General features: G+C 27.5%; 17 protein-coding genes. All 17 read left to right on the top strand.

Going from position 1 to position 19463, the window contains the following annotated elements; all coding sequences use genetic code 11:
- Positions 1-2: 2 nt before the first annotated feature.
- The gene (locus QBK95_RS12050) at positions 3-1232 is read left to right on the top strand and encodes a polysaccharide pyruvyl transferase family protein (protein WP_280934022.1); all 1230 of its coding nucleotides are present in this window, start codon (positions 3-5) and stop codon (positions 1230-1232) included.
- Positions 1233-1401: 169 nt separating this feature from the next.
- Positions 1402-2481 (top strand): acyltransferase family protein, encoded by a 1080-nt coding sequence (locus QBK95_RS12055; RefSeq protein WP_280934024.1) that lies wholly within the window; start codon positions 1402-1404, stop codon positions 2479-2481.
- Complete coding sequence (locus tag QBK95_RS12060; protein WP_280934025.1) at positions 2468-3484, top strand: glycosyltransferase family 2 protein; 1017 nt, start codon at positions 2468-2470, stop codon at positions 3482-3484. The genes QBK95_RS12055 and QBK95_RS12060 overlap by 14 nt, the downstream gene beginning before the upstream one ends.
- A gap of 373 nt (positions 3485-3857) precedes the next feature.
- Complete coding sequence (locus QBK95_RS12065) at positions 3858-4739, top strand: O-antigen ligase family protein (protein ID WP_280934027.1); 882 nt, start codon at positions 3858-3860, stop codon at positions 4737-4739.
- On the top strand, positions 4723-5358 hold the full coding sequence (locus QBK95_RS12070; protein ID WP_280934030.1) for an LbetaH domain-containing protein: 636 nt from the start codon (positions 4723-4725) through the stop codon (positions 5356-5358). Before QBK95_RS12065 ends, QBK95_RS12070 begins: the two co-directional genes overlap by 17 nt.
- Positions 5359-5373: 15 nt before the next feature.
- Positions 5374-6486, top strand: coding sequence for a glycosyltransferase (locus tag QBK95_RS12075; RefSeq protein WP_280934032.1), 1113 nt, complete (start codon positions 5374-5376; stop codon positions 6484-6486).
- Complete coding sequence (locus QBK95_RS12080; protein WP_280934033.1) at positions 6479-7768, top strand: O-antigen ligase family protein; 1290 nt, start codon at positions 6479-6481, stop codon at positions 7766-7768. Before QBK95_RS12075 ends, QBK95_RS12080 begins: the two co-directional genes overlap by 8 nt.
- Positions 7740-8501, top strand: a complete 762-nt coding sequence (locus QBK95_RS12085; RefSeq protein WP_280934036.1) for a glycosyltransferase family 2 protein — start codon at positions 7740-7742, stop codon at positions 8499-8501. The genes QBK95_RS12080 and QBK95_RS12085 overlap by 29 nt, the downstream gene beginning before the upstream one ends.
- Positions 8502-8559: 58 nt before the next feature.
- Positions 8560-9726 (top strand): glycosyltransferase family 4 protein, encoded by a 1167-nt coding sequence (locus tag QBK95_RS12090; RefSeq protein ID WP_280934038.1) that lies wholly within the window; start codon positions 8560-8562, stop codon positions 9724-9726.
- Between the two features lie 60 nt (positions 9727-9786).
- Positions 9787-11139: a lipopolysaccharide biosynthesis protein gene (locus QBK95_RS12095; protein WP_280934041.1), complete on the top strand. Its 1353-nt coding sequence runs from the start codon at positions 9787-9789 to the stop codon at positions 11137-11139.
- 167 nt (positions 11140-11306) lie between these two features.
- Positions 11307-12389, top strand: a complete 1083-nt coding sequence (wecB, locus tag QBK95_RS12100) for a non-hydrolyzing UDP-N-acetylglucosamine 2-epimerase (RefSeq protein ID WP_280934043.1) — start codon at positions 11307-11309, stop codon at positions 12387-12389.
- Between the two features lie 11 nt (positions 12390-12400).
- A complete protein-coding gene (locus tag QBK95_RS12105; RefSeq protein WP_280934044.1) occupies positions 12401-13477 on the top strand; it encodes a glycosyltransferase family protein in 1077 nt (358 codons plus the stop codon).
- A gap of 88 nt (positions 13478-13565) precedes the next feature.
- A complete protein-coding gene (locus tag QBK95_RS12110) occupies positions 13566-14864 on the top strand; it encodes an O-antigen ligase family protein (RefSeq protein ID WP_280934046.1) in 1299 nt (432 codons plus the stop codon).
- Positions 14854-15654 (top strand): glycosyltransferase, encoded by an 801-nt coding sequence (locus QBK95_RS12115; protein WP_280934047.1) that lies wholly within the window; start codon positions 14854-14856, stop codon positions 15652-15654. Before QBK95_RS12110 ends, QBK95_RS12115 begins: the two co-directional genes overlap by 11 nt.
- Positions 15651-16874, top strand: a complete 1224-nt coding sequence (locus tag QBK95_RS12120; protein WP_280934049.1) for an O-antigen ligase family protein — start codon at positions 15651-15653, stop codon at positions 16872-16874. The genes QBK95_RS12115 and QBK95_RS12120 overlap by 4 nt, the downstream gene beginning before the upstream one ends.
- Positions 16867-18003, top strand: coding sequence for a glycosyltransferase (locus QBK95_RS12125; RefSeq protein WP_280934051.1), 1137 nt, complete (start codon positions 16867-16869; stop codon positions 18001-18003). Before QBK95_RS12120 ends, QBK95_RS12125 begins: the two co-directional genes overlap by 8 nt.
- 70 nt (positions 18004-18073) lie before the next feature.
- Positions 18074-19414 (top strand): exopolysaccharide biosynthesis polyprenyl glycosylphosphotransferase, encoded by a 1341-nt coding sequence (locus QBK95_RS12130; RefSeq protein WP_280934053.1) that lies wholly within the window; start codon positions 18074-18076, stop codon positions 19412-19414.
- The last annotated feature ends 49 nt before the right edge of the window (positions 19415-19463 follow it).

Raw genomic sequence — 19463 nt, forward strand, 5'->3', positions numbered from 1 at the left:
ATATGAAAAAGATATTATTAATAAATCAACATACTTGTAATCATGGAGACGAATCTGCAGGTATGGCTTTAATTAGAAAAATTAAACAAAACAATGTAGATGTAACTATAGATATACTTTATAATTGGTATTTCAAACTAAGTCCTGAAGCACATATAGGAAATGGCATGGACGATTTAAAAGGGATAAATCATTACCATTATCCAATAGGAAAAGTGGATAAACTTATAATCAGGCTAATTATTTTAATGCCGTTTTTAAGTGCGTTATTTCTTTTATTTAGTTCTACATTAAAAAAACAATACCAATTGATTAAATCGTATGATTTTATTGTTAGTGCGCCTGGAGGAATTAACTTGGGGCCTTATCAGGATTGGTATTATTTATGGAGATTGTTTATGGCAAAAAGGATGAATAAAGAACTAGCTATTTATTCTATCTCCTTTGGACCTTTAGATGGATTACCGAAGATATTTCAAAAAAGAGCAATTGAAGTATTGAAGCATGCTAAATTTTTATCATTAAGGGATGATAAAAGTCATGGTTTTGCCGATACACTTGGTTTGAGGTATAACAAAGCAATAGACACTACTTATTTGGTTAAAAAGAGTGTTGAAATCCCTGAGGTTTATAATGAGCTAAAAAGCAAAGAGTATGTTGTAGTAGTTCCAAATGAGTTATATCGTTGGCATACTTATTTTAAAACTATCAATAAAAGAGATATGGATGATCTTTATATTTCAATAATCAAGCATATCATTAATAAGGAAGATTTGGATGTAGTATTGTTACCACAAATGTTTGCGGATGAGAATGATCAGAACTATATGACAAGATTATCGAAAGAAGTGAATAGCAAAAGATTAACCATAATAGATGACCATTATAATTCAGATTTGCAGCAAGAAATTATTGCGAATTCTCAATTTGTAATCGGTGCAAGATACCATACAATTGTTTTTTCTATCAATAATAATATACCATTCTATGCATTATCTTATGAACATAAAATAGAGAATATGCTTTCTATTTTAGAGTTAAAAGACTTTAATTTAGATTTATTATCTTATTTCAAATCGAAAAAAGATATAAATGAAGTGTTGCAAGATATTTCAAATAGTCTAAGAAGTCGAAAGGATAATCAACAAAAAGTAGATAAAGGAAACACTAAAGCAATGGAGATTGTAAATACTACTTATTTGGAATTTGAAAAAGAACTAAAACAAATATAAAAGGATAAGACAAAATTTTAGATCATTTTGAAAGCGGATCTTATTATACCATTGATATGTATGCATACAAAAAAACATAAGAAGAAATAGTTGGCGAAACCTTGGTGTTTTTTTTGAATATTAGTGTTGTATACATTGAATATTGGTGCTTAGATATAATTACTGAATAATGAGAATTGAACAACTTACTTTTACTAGGTTTTTAGCAGCATTTTTTGTAGTTGTTTTTCATTATGGAAGAAATGTTTATCCCTTTAATGTTGAAGTCCTAAAACCTGTATTATTAAGGGGGAACTTGGGTGTTTCCTATTTTTTTGTTTTATCTGGTTTTGTTTTGATTTTGGCATATTACGAAAGGGGAAATTTTTTTGGAGTACAACAATTTTATATCAATAGGATTGCTAGATTGTTACCAACAGTATATTTGGCGTTATTCTTATATATCTTTTATGAAACAATATTAATTGGGAATAAGATTCAGTTAGACGAGTTTGTTATTAATTTTTTATTTATACAATCATGGTTTCCTAGTTTAGCTTTATCATTAAATTCACCAGCTTGGTCACTTTCTGTAGAATTTCTCTTCTATCTAGTTTTTCCGTTTTTACTTAAAATGTTATATTATAAATTGAGCTTAAAGAAGATTTTTTTAGTAATAACTATAATTTGGGTAATATCACTAGTTATTTTGACAGTTATTTTAAATACAGGTATTTATAAAAGTCCACCTGCAGCTATTCATAATTTTACGTTTTATTTTCCTTTAATGCATATTAATGCTTTTTTAATAGGAACTATTTCTGCGGTATTTTTTTTAAAAATTAAAGATTCTTTTAAAAGTAAAACATATCAAGTAATAATAATATCTTTTATTATATTCTTATGTATATATTTTCAGCCTAAAGCTATTAATCTACATAATGGAGTTCTGGCTCCTTTGTTTGGATTGTTTCTTATATTGCTTGGATCTTGTAAAGGAAAAATCACTAAAGTTTTCAAAAGTAAATTTTTGATTTACCTAGGGAGGATAAGCTTTGCATTTTATATTTTACAAAGCCCTATTTGGAGATTTTTTAATTATTTTACAAAATCTATAGAAATGACTTCAAATGAAAGGTTTTTATTTTTCGTTTTGACTCTCACAGTAATATCTTTTTTGGTTTATGAAATTATCGAAAAACCATTAAATATAAAGATTAGGATGTTGTATTATAAAAACAGACAAAATATTGAGAATGCAAATACCTAAAACATATATCATATTATTAAATTATAAGTCGTGGAAAGATACTATTGAATGTCTTGAGAGTGTTTTAAAATTACAAGGAGATTCCTTTCAGATTATACTAGTTGATAATTCTCCAACAAATGAATCCATAGATAATATAATTTCTTGGGCTAACGGTAAAATTGAAAACATTAAAACTGATTTTCCAGAATTGGTTTATCCTTTAGAAAAAAAACCAATAGAGTATGTTTTAGCTTCCGAAAAAAATGCTGAAGAAGCTGTTTTTGAAGATAAGAAACTAATTATTATTAAATCCAACGAAAACAATGGTTTTTCTGCTGGAAATAATGTAGGTTTAAGATATGTATTGAACGTTTCAAACAGTTCTGGAAAGGTATGGTTACTAAATAATGACACAGTTGTTTCTAAAAATACCCTATCCAAATTACTTGAAACTTCAGAATCTAATTCAAAGTATGGAATAATAGGAGCGAAACTGATAGAATATGATAATCCTAAAATTATTCAATCTATTGGAGGAAAATATAATCCTTGGATTGGTAAAATTTCAATTGTAGGTAATGGTGATAGTGTAAATAAAAAATATTCTAAAGAGGTAACGTTTGATTACCCTATAGGAGCTTCAATGTTTTTAGATATCGATTTTGTTCGAAAAGTTGGTCTTATGGATGAACAATATTTTCTTTATTTTGAAGAGTATGATTGGGTCTTAAGAGGAAAACGGAATGGATATGAAATGTGTTTTTGTCCAGAAGCTGAGGTGTACCATAAAGGAGGAGGAAGTTCTGGAGGAAAAACTAGTAAACTATCGGATTTTTATGGTATAAGAAGTAAGATCTTATTCACTAAAAAGTTTTTTCCATTATTAACACCTATATTATATCTTTCTTTTCTTTTCTTTCTTTTTAATAGAATAAAAAGAAAACAATACGATAGAATCTTTATGTTATTTAAATTAATTAAGAACCCTAATAGTTATTTTAATGGGACAGATAATAAATAAATTAGGGTTTCTTTTTATTTTTTTGGAAAACTTATATCTACCATTTGATTTAGGCTTTGATTTTCGATTTAATTACCTTTTGTATTTAGTATTTATTGTTTATTATTTTTTAACACATAATAAGATTAGAATTTCTTTTAAAGCTCTTTTCTTTTTTTTGATAACTTCCATTTTCTTTTTTTTGATTCCTTTACTTAAGGGAAATTATATTTTAGGGTTTATAAAACAATTCATATTGATTAATTATCAGTTGCTTTTTTGTTATCTTTTAATTAGTTCTTATAATTTTGATTTTAAAAAAATATTTAAAGACTATTTATCGATAACCTATCTAATTTGTTATGCGGCAATAATTCAATTACTCTTGCTTAAAATGAATTTTCACTATGGTGCGAGTTTTTCATATTTAGGTTTTGATTTAGGGAATTTTGGCACAGGAAATGATAGATTACAATCTTGGTTCGAGGAACCATCATTTATGGCCTACGCAATGATGCCAGCAATATTTGTTGCATTATCTAGATTGTTTAATTTACACAAAAACATTTCTAAGGTAAAAGCTATACTAATTATTGGAATATTACTTCTAACAAAATCTTCAGTTGGTCTTTTAGGGTTGTTATTTTCATTGATAATTGTAGTTTTTAGTAAGTATCCAATTATAAAAAAACCAACCTATTTCATTCCTTTGATAATAACGATTCCGTTGTTGGGTTTTTCTATTTATCAAATTCCTGATGTAAAGTTGAGGGTTGATGATACTTACGATTTGTTTTCAGATGACAATGTTTCCAAACAAGACATAAGTAAAACGAATTTAAGCACATATGCTTTGTATAGCAATTATAGGGTTACTAAAAAGACTTTTTTTAATAATGTTTTTTTGGGAACAGGTATTGGTACTTATGAAAGCAATTATAATAAATATATAAATGAATTGATTCCTGCAACAGCATTAAGAGATCGATATCAATTAAATAAGAAAGATGCTAATAGTCTCTTTATGAGATTGCTTGCCGAAACGGGCTTAGCTGGTATATTTTTGTTTTTCTTTTTTATTCAAAGAAACAAAATAAAATTTTCATCAATTAATTTGGACAAAAGGTTTTTATGGGCATTTAATAATGGTATTTTTGTTTTGATTATGTTAAGATTATTAAGACAGGGCCACTATACATCATTAGGTTTTATAATGTTTCTGTTATTATTTTATTTTTTTAAGAAAGAAATCGTAATTAATGAAAGAAATAATTAGACTGTTTAACCAATATTATTTTCTAGATATATTTAGATTAATACGGGATATTATAATTACTAAGATTTTATTTCCACGTCAAATAAGGTTAATTCGACAACCAGCTTATATTGTTGGAAAAAAGTATATTACTTTTGGGGAGAATTTTAATTCAGGTGTTAATTTAAGAATTGAAGTGTTAGATTCTAAATTTGTTAGACATCCTATTGTTGGTTTTGATGACGATCCAAAGCTAATAATTGGAAATAACGTTAATTTTAATTTTAATGTACATGTTGGAGTAATAAAGGAAATTAAGATTGGAAACAATGTTCTTGTTGGGAGTAATGTTGTAATTATTGATCACAATCACGGAAACTACAAAAATGGTAATCAAGATTCTCCGTTCTCAATTCCAAAAGAGCGGAAGTCCATAGCAGAATCGATTGTAATAGGTGATAATGTATGGATTGCTGAGAATGTTGCGATACTGCCAGGTACTGTTATAGGAGATGGTTGTATTATTGGTGCGAATTCTGTGGTAAGTGGTTTTTACGAGAAAAATCAGATTGTAGTAGGCTCTCCAGGAAAACCTGTTAAAAAATATAATGAAGACACCAGTAAATGGGAAGTTTTATAATAAAAATGTTAGTTTTTGAAAAAGAAAATAGTCATTTCAGCAATTAATTTTGATTCAGGTGGGCCATTATCAATAATGCAAGACTGCCTTTCTGAATTATCAAGAAATCATACTTCGGATTATGAAATTATAGCATTGGTTAATTCAAAAAAATTATATGAAATATCGAATATTGAATATATAGAGTTTCCGTTGTCAAAAAAAAACTGGATATTTAGGTTATACTATGAGTATATCTTTTTTTATTTCTTATCCATAAAGATAAAGCCTGATTTTTGGTTATCTATGCATGATATGACTCCTAATGTCAGATGTAAAAATCGTTTCGTGTATTGTCATAATCCAACTCCATTCTATAAGGCATATAAAAAGGATATTTTTAAGAATACTAAAACATTTTTGTTTTCTTCATTTTATAAATATTTGTATCGGATAAATATCAAAAAGAATAAATATGTTATTGTTCAACAAGATTGGATAAGAAAGGAATTTAGGAAATTTTGGCAATTAAAAAATGTATTAGTTGCATATCCTAAAGTGAAACTATTTAACTTTGAAGAAGTTTTTAATGAAAACCCTCCGATACCCAAAAAGAATAAAATAAAAACTTTTTTTTATCCAAGTTTCCCAAGACCATTTAAGAATTTTGAAATTATATGTAAAGCTTACTCTTTATTACCTCAAAAATATCAAGATAATTGTAAAGTAAATTTGACAATTGATGAAACCTTAAATAGTTATTCAAAAAATATCGTTGAGGAATACTCAAATTTCAAAGGGATAAATTTTTTAGGTTTACTTTCCAGAAAACAGGTATATGAATATTATAATATATCAGATTGTCTAATCTTTCCTTCTAAATTAGAAACTTGGGGTTTACCAATTACCGAATTTAAAGCTACTTCCAAACCAATGTTTTTAACAAAGGAATCGTATGCTAAAGAAACTGTTGGAGAATATAAAGACGTAAGTTTTTTTGATATAAACTCCCCAGAGGAATTAAGAGATTTAATAATTGACTTTATTGATGATACTATCATATATGAAGGTAACAAAGAAAACAAGGTAGAAGAACCATATACCAATGGGTGGCCCCAACTTTTAAATAAGATTTTGATTAATGAATAGTTTATATTTTAAAAATATTAGAATAAATATTCTTTTTATGGGATTAGTGGCATTATTCCCGCTATATAAAATAAATTATAATTCTTATTCAATATTATTATTAGTTGTTTATGGATTAATTACTAGTTTAAAAACAAGAGTAAGTCGAGAAAAATTGGTAATAAGAATTAAAGAAAAAAAAAATATTTTTTTTCTTACGTCTTTAATCTTTTTTGTTTTTATTTTCAGTTTGTTGTTTTCTGAAAACTTATCATATGGAATTAGAAGTGTTCAACATTTAATACCATTATTGCTCTTTCCTATATCTTTTTTTTTTCTTTCTGAAAAAATTTCTAAAAAAGAGATTACTATAATATTTAAAATATATTTAGTTGGTTGTTTTCTTCATATTATTTACATTCATTATAATTTTTATGATTTAGGGTTGTATAATAATATTCAAGAAGCTAAATTCTATAAATTGCCATTTAGAGATGCAGTATTAAATTTTGAATATGAATCTCTTCATCCAACTTATTTGTCATTATGGTATTGTTTTGCAATTGTTCTTATTTTAAAGGATTTTGAACGATTAAAACTTGGAAAAAACACCTTAATATTATTTATTAAAATTACCTTTATTCTGGTTTTAGTAGGAACAATTATATTACTTTCTTCAAGAATAGGAATACTAGCGTTAATTATTGTTTTGTTTTGTTTTTTTCTGAGGTTAAGGAATAAAAAAACAAAATGGACTTTGTCTTTTTTGTTTATTATAGCTATTGCTTTTTCATTTAAAAATGTCTCCTATATCTCTTCTAGATTTATAAATGAGTTTAAACAAACTAAAATGTCTCCTCCTGTCGGTAAAGAACATAATTCAGTCAATATAAGAATTGGAATTTATGAATGTTCTTTAAAGGTTATAAAAAACAATTTGTTTTTTGGAGTTGGTATTGGTGATGTTCAGGACCGCTTAAATGATTGTTTTTCTAATTTTAATACAGATGTTTATCAACAGAAAAATTATAACTCGCATAATTATTTCTTACACTCTTTATTAGTTGCAGGAATTATTGGCTTATTTGCTGTTCTAATTATGTTTTATGTTTTATTTAAATTAGCATTACAGTTCAATAGTTATGCATACATTTGTTTTTTACTAATTGTTATTATAGCCTTGCTTTTCGAAAACATATTAAGTAGAAATAATGGTGTAATGTTTTTTGCCTTTTTTAATACATTATTTGTCCAATACTTTGATAGTAAAAAATATGTTAACAGCTTCAATAGTTCTATATAATAATGATATAGAAAAACTAAAAAAATCTATAAATAGTTTTTTAGAAACTGATTGCAAAACACACCTTTATTTAATAGATAATTCAGAGACAGAAAATTTAAAACAATCACTTAATTATGATTCAGATGTTACATATATTCATTCTGGAATTAATTTGGGGTTTGGTGCTGGTCATAATAAAATTCTAAATAAAATTAAAGACATATCATCTTTTCATTTAATTCTAAATCCAGATGTTTATTTTGATAAGAATGTTTTAATTGAATTAATGACTTTTTTAAAAGAAAATCCTCAAATAGGTGTTTTAGGACCAAAAGTTTTATATCCAAATGGGGATTTACAGCATTCAATAAGAAAATTCCCCAAACCTCAGGATTTATTTATTAGAAGAATTCCATTTTTAAAGAAAATTTTGAGTAAACAGTACAGAAGATCTCATTATCTTGATATTTCAATTAACAAACCGATAGAGGTTGATTCCTTGTCGGGTTGTTTCCAGCTATTTAGAACTGAAGTTTTAAATAATATAAATGGTTTTGACGAGAGATATTTCATGTATTTGGAAGATATTGATATTTGTAAAAAAGTCAAAAAGTTAGGATATAATGTTTATTATTATCCTGAGGCGAATATTTATCATTATTTTGAGAAAGGATCTGCGAAGAAATTAAAATTAGTCCTTATTCATTTCCATTCATTTTTGAAGTATTTTTTTAAATGGTGGAGGAATTAATATTAGTAGGCCACTAAATTTAGTACTTTTGTTTTGATGATTTTCTAAATTTTTAAACTTGGAGCTATATTATCCCATTATATTTTTTGCTGGAGCTTATTTACTTACTTATTTAACTATACCTAAAATAATAGGTTTGGTTGAGTATAAAAAACTTATGGATGAGCCTAATAATAGGAGTTCACATGTCAAGATCACACCCACTCTTGGAGGTGTTTCTTTTTTTTATACATTAGTTTTTGCACTTTTTTTTCTACATAATTGGGATAATTATGATGAAGCAATATATTTCATACCAGGACTTACAATCCTTTTTATGATTGGATTAAAGGATGATTTGGTTGTACTATCTCCTTATGCAAAACTTATTGCACAACTTATTGCTGTTGTTTTTATTATAAGTAATGAAAGCTTTACAATAAATTCATTGAATGGTTTTTTAGGGATTTATGAAATACCAATTTATATCTATTATTTTATTGCAGGCTTTATGATGGTCACTATTATTAATGCGTATAATTTGATAGATGGGATTGATGGGTTAGCAGCAATTGTTGGTATCGTAATTTTGATAATTTATACGACTATATTTTATATTACAGGAGAATACTTTTATGTTCTTGTTTCTTTGGCTCTGAATGGTAGTTTAATAGCTTTTTTGAGTTTTAATTTATCTTCTAATAAAAAGATTTTTATGGGAGATACAGGATCTCTTATTGTAGGCTTTATAATAAGTATTTTGACACTCAAGTTTTTAGCGTTATCTCCAGAGTCATATGATACTCTTCCGTTTTTATTGGAGAATGTACCGCTAATAGCTATTAGCATTCTAATAGTTCCCTTGTTTGATACAGCAAGGGTTTTTACAATCAGATTGGCGAACAAAAAAAGCCCATTTTCTCCTGATAGAAATCATACCCATCATATATTGATTGATTATTTCAAAATTTCTCATAAACGCGCAAGCTTTGTTATTGGAGGTTTTAATCTAATTTTTGTAATTCTTTTTGTAATTCTTGGAAGTGCATCATATAATTTTTATTTAACTATTATACTAATTGCTGCTGTAATATTACTAGGATACTTTTTTTATAGATTTGACTATAGTTTTGCTAATATTAAGAGAAAAATAATTTTCCGAAAAAAAGTTGATAACTTAAAGAATGAAATGAAAAAAGGAGGAGAAAAATTAATTCAAAAAAACAAAGCTAAAAGGGATACTTAGTTTTTTTAAAAGCTTTTTATTGTCACATATATTTTAAGAAGGTAAGTTCTATAAACAGTAATGGTAAACTTTGTTAAAAGAAAATTTCACGAAACTGTCAAAAATGAGTTTGTAAAACATGTATTGACACTGATTTCTGGAACTTCTATAGCACAGTTTATACCAATAGCAATATCACCAATACTTACAAGAATTTACACACCACAAGATTTTTCTGTTCTGGGAATATATATCAGTATTGCAATAATTTTGTCCGAAATAACTACTGGTAAATTTGAGTTGGCTATTATGAATGCCGATGATGAAGATGAGAAAACTAATATAATATCACTTGCTATATTGGTAATTGGAATAACAGGGTTATTTTTTGGATTGTTATTTTTTTTATTCTTCGAAAAGATATCATTCCTGAACGTTACAGGTAGTGTGTATTGGAAATATCTATTAGTACCTACAATTGCGTTCTTAGGTATTGTAAAACTGTTTACTTTTACTAATATTAAGAAAAAAAGGTATAAGACCATATCCTTATCTAAAGTTACTAGATCAATATTCCAATCAACCATACAAATAGGGTTGTATAGTTTTAAATACTTTGGTTTGCTTATCGGTTTTTTTGTTTCATCGATTGTCGAAGGAATAGTTTTATGTAGCGGAAACAGAAAGTATATAAAAAGGATAAAATATGTACAGCTAAAAGCTACGGCAAAAAGATATGCAAAGTTCCCGTTGTTTGATGTCCCTTCCAGTCTTTTTAATATTGGAACGATTCAAGCTCCAATATTGTTGATACCTCATTATTTTGGAGCTTTATATGGCGGTTTCTATTTTCATGCTTACAAGGTTTTAATGATGCCTATATCTATTATTGGAGGAGCAATAGGACAAGTGTTTTTTGAACAAGGTTCTCTACTCAAAAAAAACAAAAAGGAATTTTCAGAACTTGTATTTAGTACTCATAAAAAACTGTTGTTTTTATCATTCGTTCCTTTGTTAATCATTTTGGTTTTTGGAGATCATATTTTTGCTTTCGTATTTGGAGATGAGTGGAGAGTTGCAGGTACGTATGCAATGTTAATGATCCCTTGGATATTTCTAAACTTTTTGGTATCACCTATCACCTTTATAATTACGATCTATGAGAAGCAACAAATAGGCTTTATATTCCTTTCATTAATGTCTGTGTTACGATTAATTGCCTTATTAATGGGAATTTTTTATTTCCGAGATGCGTATATGACAGTAATGCTTTTTGGTTACCTGAGTGCGATTAGTTATTTTATATATGCCACATTTATGATTAATAGATACACAGATATTGGTGTATTGAAGTATTGGTTAATTGTAATTAAATATGGTGTGTCTTTTTACCTTGTTTTATTTCTTGCGGATTATCTTTTTCGGATGTATTAAACGGATCAAGTGCACAAATCTGTTTAATAAATGAAAAATGATTAAATATATACTATTTTTAGCGCAAAGTAATTGCAAAAAACTCCTGGAATAATGTCAAACAGGAGTGTTTTTTAACTATGTAATTCAATAGATATTTATTTTCTTACAATTAAAAATGTAAATGAATGATAAAGATCGTAACGATCATTGGTGCAAGACCACAATTTGTTAAAGCAGCAACAATCTCAAGAAGTATAAAAAAAACAAAAAGTATTTTAGAAGTTATTGTCCATACTGGACAACATTACGATGAAAATATGTCTAAGGTTTTTTTTGAAGAAATGAGTATTCCTAAACCAGATTATAATTTAGGAATTGGTGGAGGAAAACATGGTCAACAAACGGGAGAGATGTTGATTAATATAGAAAAAGTGCTATTAAAAGAAGAACCCAAAATAGTGCTCGTTTATGGTGATACTAATAGTACAATCGCTGGAGCTCTGGTCGCTTCCAAATTACATATTCCCGTTTTACATATAGAAGCAGGATTAAGGTCTTTTAACAGGAAAATGCCCGAAGAGATAAATAGAGTTTTGACTGATCACATCTCAGAAATGCTTTTTATTTCTACTGATGCGGCACTAAACAACTTAAAAAATGAAGGTATATCTGACTCCAAAATTTATAGAGTAGGAGATGTAATGTATGATGCCGCCATATTCTATAAAGAAAAAGCAATTAAACAGAGTGAGATTATTGAAACTTTAGGTTTAATAAATACTACTTTCATTTTAGCAACAGTCCATAGAGCAGAAAATACAGATAATAAAGAAAGATTGACTTTAATCATGAAAGAATTAGATAAAATTTCTACAAACAATAAGGTTATATTACCACTGCATCCCAGGACTAATCAAAAAATGAAAGAGTACAAAATAAGAACAAAAAACATTACTTTTATAGATCCATTAGGGTATATAGATATGGTAATGTTAGAAATGAAATGTGCCATGATTATTACAGATTCTGGAGGAATACAAAAAGAAGCGTTTTTTCATAAAAAACCCTGTATTACCTTACGGTCAGAAACAGAATGGACTGAATTGGTTGAAGCAGGATGTAATTTTCTATGGTCGGATGAGGATAGTTTATTAGAATTATATGACAAAGTCAAATCAAGAGAATTAAACTTTTCTAATGAGTATTACGGCAATGGTAAAGCAGCTTCATTAATAATCGATCAAATCGTACGAGCCTATTTAAATTGATTAACGTTGTAATGAAGATTTTGTATATAGTAGATTTTGACCTTAATTTTCCCAGTGGGATATTAAATAAGGTTTCTCAACAGGTCAGGATATGGGTAGAAAAAGGAAATAATGTTCAAATTATATCAACCAAACCGTCCAGAGATAAGAATAAAATTAAGATCAAAGATGTAATAAAGAAATACTACTATTCCACAAAAAAAAACAGTTCTTTAAACAACTATTTTTTTAAAATAAAACACTCAAGTCGTATTCAAAGAGATATAAATACTTTTAATCCTGATATCATCTATTATAGACAAGGAATTTGGTTTCCTGGATTACCAAAGGTTTTAGGAGCTTATACTACGGTAATGGAAGTTAATACTAATGACCTTATAGAGATAAAAAACGAGTCATACATTAGGAGACTAATATATCAGTTTGGAAGGAATAAAATCTTAGATAAGATAGATGGAATTGTTTCAGTTACCAACGAATTGAATACGTTATATGATTTTATAGAAGTCCCTAAAATTACAATTGGAAATGGGTATGTTTTTGATAAAAACCATATTGAAAAAAAGAAAATATCTGATAGACCTCAATTGGTATTTGTAGGAAGCCCCAATTGTCAATGGCATGGAGTTGATAAAATATATAAGTTAGCTAAGAAATTGCCTGAGTTTGATTTTCACATAATTGGGATGAATGGAGACAGTTTAGATAACTTAAAATTTTATGGATATTTATCCTTAGAAAAGATAAAAAAGATATACCAGTTTTGTGATGTAGCTATCGGAAGTTTATCCTTGTACAAAGCTGGAGTACAAGAAAGTTCAACCTTAAAAGTGCGCGAGTATTTATCAAATGGACTTCCAGTTATTTTAGGCGGATTTGATGTGGATATGAAAGGATGTGAATATATTTTGGAACTGCCTAATAAAAGAGATAATATTCATACTAATATTCCAATAATTAAAGAGTTTGTTTATAATTGGAAAGAAAGAAATATTGAAGTAGAAAAGGTAGCAAAGAAACTGGGGTATGAAACTAAAGAAGAACAACGTCTTTCTTTTTTAGAGAAAGTTCTAAAGGAAGCGAGTTAAGTTGAGTATTTTTAAAAAAATAATAATTCAGGTTTTTTTTTTAGGACTTTTCCTAATTCCCTTTAATTCCTATAAAGGAGTGTCTTTTATGGGGGAATATGCACAAGATGCTAATGCACTTATTTTATTGATAGGAGTACTTCTTCTATTATTTAAATTTTTTATTACTGGAGAAATAAGATATCCAGTATCTAATTTTACGAATCATACATTTCTCATATTTCTTGGCTGGATTTTTATTGGTTTTGTGGTTAATATACCAGATGTTATCCCTAGTTATTTTAAACAGACATCGGGTATCAATAGATTTTTACGTCAGTTATTTTCATTAGTACTTTCCAGTATTCTATTTTTTGTATTCTATTATAACGTAATTAGTTATGTCGGAAAGCAAAAAATACTAATACTTATTAGAAAAACATTTTTAGTTTCATTGATTATAGTATCCATTTATGGTTTTTTAGAGTTTTTAATTCTTAGAGCAGGATTATCACAATTAATACCATTAATTAATTTATTTGATTATATACCTTTTGTGGACGTACGTTTAGATACTAGATTAGAACGTCTAAGTTCAATTACATATGAACCGCCAGCGCTCGCGATGTATTTAATTACTGTAGCAGGATGGATGTTTTCTTATATCTTAACGGATAAAGGGTTGAAAAAATTTATCCCAACTATTTTAGTATTATCACTTGCTTTATTGTCAGGTTCTAGAACTTCTTTAGTGGTTGTACTTTTTCAGTTTATAGTTTTTTTGATTAATATTTTTTCATTGAAAAAATATTCTAAACTGGTGTTTAGAATATTTGTGGGAACCTGTTCTATTATTTTTTTAATATCAGTTTTTAACTATAAAACGGTAAGGGAATTTGTTGATGAAAAGTCAGATTCTCTAGATTTCACCAATATGAAAGATAATGTTTCCAATCAATCCAGATTAGGGATACAGTATACTTCCTTGTTAATATTTAAGGAGAATCCTGTTTTTGGAGTAGGTTATGGACAACAAGCTTTTCATGCAGAGCATAAATATCCATATTGGGCAGTAAAAAATAATTGGGAGTTCGAGCAGAAATACCTGAATGAAAGAGTAAGGTCTTTTCCTCCTGGATATAATGTATATACAAGACTATTGGCTGAGACTGGTATTATAGGATTGTTGCTTTTTGTGTTTTTTATTTGGTCGTTTTTTTATCAGGCGAATGAACTGAAAAAGGATAATCAAAATAAAATTATGGGCATAATAATTATTGTTTCAATGAGTGGGTTTACATTAAACTGGTTGCAGATAGATTCATTTAGAATGTATGGAGTATGGTTATGCCTGGCATTGCTTTGTTTTTTATATAATAAGAAAAAAGAAAATACAAATGTCGTCTGAAGTAATTGTTTTGATACCGCATTATGAAAATGTGTTAGGATTGATAAATTCTATAAAATCAATACAAGAAAACTTTCTTGTGGATATAATTATAGTGGATGATGGAAGTAAAAATAAACCATTACCAATTGATGAGATTCAGAAAAGTTATAATAATCAAGGAAACATTATTTTTGAAATTATAGAAGAAAACAAAGGTATAGAAGTTGCCCTAAATGTTGGTCTCTCTATTATTTTGGAAATGAAATATAAATATATTGCTAGATTAGATTGCGGAGATCTTTTTCATAAAGATAAATTAAGAAAGCAATTGACCTACCTCAAAAAAAACAAAGATGTAAAACTATTAGGTACTTGGGGAAATATAAAAGATCAAGAAAATAATTTACTTTATATAGAGAAACATCCAGTCTCATACGAAGAGATAAAAAAAAAGATTTACTTAAATAGTACTTTTTTGCATCCTTCGGTGGTTTTTGAAGTAGATATATTATCAGTTGTGGGCCTATATCCTTTGGATTACCAAGCAGCAGAAGATTATGGGTTTTTTATGAAAATTGTAAAACATTTTAGATCAGAGAATTATCCTGAAACTTTGATAGACTATATTATTGATCCAAACTCGATATCTTCTTTAAAACGAAAAAGACAGGTTAAAAGTAGAATTAAGGGCATTATTAATAATTATTACATAGGCTGGTATCCTACATATGGTTTATTAAGAAATGTATTATTACTTTTTTTATCCAGAAAGATGAGTAATGCATTAAAATCGAAATTCAAAAGGTGAAAAAAGACATATTCTTAAAGCTATATGCTGTTATATTTTGTTTGTTGTTGTTTTCTATTCCATTTAACGATGTAGTAACTGCACTCCCAAATATTTTTTTAATTGCTTTGGCTGTATTGTTTCCTTTTTGTTTTAAAAAAGAGATGCTTTTAGAAATTAAAAAACTAACTGTTCTTATTTATTTTTTTTTAGTTGTGTATGTTAGTTTTAGTATCTGGTTTCGAGGAGGAATAGATTCTGAGATGTCTCAATTAGGAAAACTTTATGTACCCTTAAGTTTATTTATACTTTCATTACCAATTACCAAAAAAATAAAGCTATTACAAACTTCCTTGATGATTGGTGTTTTTTTGATAGTGTTAGCTTCTTTAAGTTCCATTGGCATTTATGTTTATAAACAAGGCGAGTTTTCTTTTTCGAACGGGAGTATTATCAACGAGATTTTATTACTAGAAAGAGTCTATATCGCTTTTTTATGCGTAATAAGTTTTATTTTTTCGTTGCATTTATTGAATAAAACCAAAGGCGTCTATAAAAAGATATTGATATTAAATAGCATAGTAGTTGTTGGTTTCGTACTTACAATAGCCGCAAGAATGGCAATACTATCAATGGTCCTGATTGCTATCTATTATATCGTTAGGTTTTTGAATAAAAAGAAAGTTTTTTATACAGTTGGAATAATTAGTATAGTGATCAGTATTTTTTTTATTGGAAATAAAAACTTACAAAAACGTTTTTTTTATACTGATCAAAATAATGTTTTTATAGAAAACTTAAAAATTTGGGAGCCTAGAATGGTTATTTGGCCTTGTGTATATGATATAGTTAATAGTGATGATTTCGAAATGTACATGGGTTTTAGATCATATAAGACATCAAGACAAGAACTAGTAAATTGTTATAGTAATAAAATAGAGCATCCCGAAAAGAAAAAATGGTTTCTCTATATCAAATACAATACTCATAACCAGTTTTTAGATTTTTTATTAGTTGCTGGATTTCTTGGATTTTTATGTTTTATAAGCATTTTTGTTAGTGCATTGTGGGGTGGTAAAAATAGTTTTCTTAAAATTTCCTTAGTAATTGCTTTTGTTTTGTTAGGGTTAGTTGAAAATTATTTACATAGGCAGATTGGAGCGTATAGTTTTGCGATCTTTTTGATAATGCTAAGAAACTTTGATAGTAATGAAGCTCTTAAAAAAAGAATAGATGAATAGAATAAAAGTTGGACATGTATTGAATTCTATTGGAGGAGTTGATGTTTCATTACGATTGATTTTGGAAAATGTAAATACGGAAAAGTTTGATCACTTTGTAATTCATGGTCAGGCAGATACTTCAAAACTCTATTTAGACAAAGATTCAAATCAAATAAGAGAATATAAATTACCAATTCTAAGAGATATCAGTATCTTAAATGATATTCGGTCTATTATAAAAACGATAACAATATTTAGAAAAGAAAAACCAGATATTGTTCATGCACATAGTGCAAAAGGAGGTTTGATCGCCAGGATAGCATCAATAACCTATCCTGTTCAAATACTTCATACACCTCAAGCATATTCATACTTAAGTACAAACAATGCGTTTAAAAGAAAGGTGTTTTTGTTTATAGAAAGAATGTTAAAGAGAATTAATTCTGTTTTAGTAGCATCATCCTTATCAGAACTCCAAAGAGGCATTAAAGAGGTTGGGTATACCAAATCCAATACCGAATTATTTAATAATTCGATATTACCCATACCAAAAAGTCCAGAGAGTATTAATTATAATGTTAGTTGGCCCTCAGATTATATTTGTACGGTTGGCCGTCCTTCTTACCAAAAAAACATAGAAATGATGGTAGAGGTAGTTCGAGAAGTAAAAAATACTATTCCTAATATACATCTTGTTTTAATGGGAGTAGGAGAATATTACCCTAATCTGGAAAGCATTAAAAAATTAATTGATGAATATGAATTGCAGTCTAATATAACATTAGTAAAATGGATTGATAGAGAAGAAATTTTTAAAATAATTTCTAAGTCTAAACTATATATCTCTACTGCAAGATATGAAGGCCTACCTTATTCTATTATAGAAAGCTTAGCTATAGCAAAATCTTGTGTTGTAACAGATTGTGATGGTAATAGAGATTTAATAATTGATGAACACAATGGCTATGTGATTAAAGATCAGAATGTATTGGATATGTCAGAAAAAGTGATAAAATTATATAAAGATCAAAAGTTAAGATTAACAATGGAACGCAATTCCTTGAAACTGTTTAGGGAGAATTTTGATTTGAACAATAATATTGGTATTATCGAAGACATTTATCAAAAATATACGAGCAATAGTTAGGAATAATATAATTCTATCTATTTTTACTTCTTTCGAATTATAATACTTAATAGCGTACAGAAAGTACTTTATGAATAATAATAGATATTCTAAATATATTAGACCATTATTGTATGCTATTGATTTATTGATAATATATTCCTTATCCGCTATGTTTTTAACTACCAATGTGATGGATTTGGGTTTTTTTATTTTCTTTTGGATAGTGTTATCTATTTTCTTGTCATTCTATAAAGTATACCGCTTTACCAAAATTATTGAAATTATTGCATTACTGTCTAAACAAATAACCGTTTTAGTGCTGTTGATATTTGCTTATTTATATATAGCGAATTCCAATATATATTGGTGGGATATTCTAAAGTACTTTCTATGGCTTTTTGTAGTATTAAATGTTTGGAGAATTTTTTTGTACGAAATATTTAGAAAATATAGGATACTTACAGGAAGTAACTATAGACAAGTAGTTGTAATAGGATCAAATGATTTGACCAATAAATTGATCAATTTCTTTGATAGTATGCCAGGTTATGGATATCGATTTAAAGGATTTTTTACCAATAAGTCTTCAAAAAACAGACAAGGAGACCTTGTTCAGAGTTTTAAATACATACTGGATGAAGGCATAGATGAAGTATATTGTTCTATAAAAGAGTTGGATAATGATCAGTTAAAAAAATATGTTGAATTCTGTGACATTCATATGAAATCACTAAAATTTATTCCTGATAATAAGGAGTTGTTTTCTAAAAACCTTTATTTAAATTATTATGATTTAATCCCTATCCTATCACTAAGAGATATTCCTTTAGATGATTCGTTAAAAAGCTGGAGTAAAAGAATTTTCGATGTTTTTGTTGCCTTATTTGTAATGTTGTGCATCCTTTCTTGGTTGATTCCTATTTTAGGATTAATTATAAAATTAGAGAGTAAAGGGCCTGTTTTTTTCAAACAAAATAGACCTGGCATTAAGGAAAAGGGTTTTTATTGTTATAAGTTCAGATCTATGAGAATGAACGCTATATCTGAGGTTTCGGCTAGTAGAAATGATCCTCGAATTACCAGAGTAGGTAGGTTTATAAGAAGAACAAGTATAGACGAATTACCGCAATTTTTAAATGTTTTGTTAGGAGATATGTCTGTAGTTGGGCCAAGACCTCATTTATGGAAACAAAATGAGTTGTATGGTACCAAGATATCTAAATATATGGTACGACATTTTGTAAAACCTGGAATAACAGGATTAGCTCAGGTTAAAGGTTATAGAGGAGGAATAGAAAGTAATGAGGATATAATAAATAGAACAAAATATGATATTTTCTATATTGAAAACTGGTCTATGCTACTGGATATTTATATAATTGTTCAAACAACTTTAAATATTTTTAAAGGAGATAAAAATGCGTATTGATTTTTACTGTAAAATTCTAATGCCAAAAGCAGGAATTAGTATATTTTTG

The sequence above is a fragment of the Aquimarina mycalae genome, assembly GCF_029906345.1.
Taxonomy (GTDB): domain Bacteria; phylum Bacteroidota; class Bacteroidia; order Flavobacteriales; family Flavobacteriaceae; genus Aquimarina.

Excerpts from the sequence above, each read along its gene's own strand:
- QBK95_RS12125 (WP_280934051.1), top strand. The coding sequence starts at position 16,867 with ATGAATAGAATAAAAGTTGGACATGTATTGAATTCTATTGGAGGAGTT.
- QBK95_RS12085 (WP_280934036.1), top strand. The coding sequence starts at position 7,740 with ATGTTAACAGCTTCAATAGTTCTATATAATAATGATATAGAAAAACTA.
- QBK95_RS12070 (WP_280934030.1), top strand. The coding sequence starts at position 4,723 with ATGAAAGAAATAATTAGACTGTTTAACCAATATTATTTTCTAGATATA.
- QBK95_RS12055 (WP_280934024.1), top strand. The coding sequence starts at position 1,402 with ATGAGAATTGAACAACTTACTTTTACTAGGTTTTTAGCAGCATTTTTT.
- QBK95_RS12110 (WP_280934046.1), top strand. The coding sequence starts at position 13,566 with ATGGGGGAATATGCACAAGATGCTAATGCACTTATTTTATTGATAGGA.
- wecB (WP_280934043.1), top strand. The coding sequence starts at position 11,307 with ATGATAAAGATCGTAACGATCATTGGTGCAAGACCACAATTTGTTAAA.
- QBK95_RS12095 (WP_280934041.1), top strand. The coding sequence starts at position 9,787 with ATGGTAAACTTTGTTAAAAGAAAATTTCACGAAACTGTCAAAAATGAG.
- QBK95_RS12130 (WP_280934053.1), top strand. The coding sequence starts at position 18,074 with ATGAATAATAATAGATATTCTAAATATATTAGACCATTATTGTATGCT.
- QBK95_RS12105 (WP_280934044.1), top strand. The coding sequence starts at position 12,401 with ATGAAGATTTTGTATATAGTAGATTTTGACCTTAATTTTCCCAGTGGG.
- QBK95_RS12060 (WP_280934025.1), top strand. The coding sequence starts at position 2,468 with ATGCAAATACCTAAAACATATATCATATTATTAAATTATAAGTCGTGG.
- QBK95_RS12065 (WP_280934027.1), top strand. The coding sequence starts at position 3,858 with ATGAATTTTCACTATGGTGCGAGTTTTTCATATTTAGGTTTTGATTTA.
- QBK95_RS12080 (WP_280934033.1), top strand. The coding sequence starts at position 6,479 with ATGAATAGTTTATATTTTAAAAATATTAGAATAAATATTCTTTTTATG.
- QBK95_RS12115 (WP_280934047.1), top strand. The coding sequence starts at position 14,854 with ATGTCGTCTGAAGTAATTGTTTTGATACCGCATTATGAAAATGTGTTA.
- QBK95_RS12050 (WP_280934022.1), top strand. The coding sequence starts at position 3 with ATGAAAAAGATATTATTAATAAATCAACATACTTGTAATCATGGAGAC.